Source organism: Candidatus Nitrosotalea sp. FS (genome assembly GCF_011319475.1).
Lineage (GTDB): Archaea > Thermoproteota > Nitrososphaeria > Nitrososphaerales > Nitrosopumilaceae > Nitrosotalea.
Window position 1 is genome coordinate 1 of sequence record NZ_RCMC01000001.1, and the last position, 958, is coordinate 958.

Annotated in this window: 2 protein-coding genes; both read right to left on the reverse strand. The window is 37.0% G+C overall.

The annotated features are described in order from the left end of the window. A partial coding sequence (locus tag DYY66_RS00005; protein ID WP_309223938.1) for an LLM class flavin-dependent oxidoreductase occupies positions 1-278 on the reverse strand: 278 nt, incomplete at its 3' end. Between the two features lie 161 nt (positions 279-439). After that, positions 440-958 (reverse strand): sugar phosphate nucleotidyltransferase (locus DYY66_RS00010; protein WP_166285096.1); only part of this gene is annotated, 519 nt, incomplete at its 5' end.

Consider the following 958-nt stretch of genomic DNA (forward strand, 5'->3'; position numbering starts at 1 on the left):
TGCAAAAACTTGGTACCATGCCAATCTTCAACTATTGCAGGGCTACTAGTACCTAGTCCAATTATCACTCTACCCCCAGATAGAACATCAAGGGTTGAGGCAGTCATTGCAACAAGTGCAGGACTACGTGAATAGATATTCATTATAGAAGAGCCAATTTTTGGTTTTTTGGCAATTTGTGAGACTGCTGACATTACAGAGCAACAGTCCATACCCCATGTTTCTGGAATCCATATAGAATCCGGATTGAATTTTGCCAATGTGTTTGAGCATTCCATTATTTGCTCAACTGAAAGCAGAGNACAGAGCAACAATCCATACCCCATGTTTCTGGAATCCAGATGGAATCAGGATTAGATTTTGCCAACGTGTTTGAGCATTCCATTATTTGTTCAACGGAGAGCAGAGATCCTAGACTAACTCCAATTCTCAAAAATGATCACTTTGAAAGAAATTTCTCATGTCTAGTTTTTACCATGCTTGTAACACATTCGTCAATATCCTTGTGAGAATCAACAGAATTCCAAAATACATTGATAAATTTCACTACATGTAATTTGCCTTGTTTTGCCAACGCAGGAAATGCAGTGACTTCGATATTTCCTTTTGCAGGAAGTTGTTTGATGATTTCTTTGTTTAGATGGTATATTCCAGCATTCATCCAGTGATTAAAGATTTCAGGCTTTTCCTCAAATTTTGTCACTTTTTCTCCCGATACATGTACCACGCCATAAGCGGTCCTAAGTGGGATTACTGCCATTGCATTCTGGTGAGCTTGTAATTTTTTTAAATCAATATTTGTTATTACATCTCCGTTTATGACAAAAAAGTTATCATCATCTACATACTTTAATGCCTTTTTTATCGCACCACCTGTGCCAAGTGGAACCGTTTCATTAGAATATTGTATCCGTACTCCAAAATTTTTTGATTCTAAATACGAAGTCAATGTTTTTGA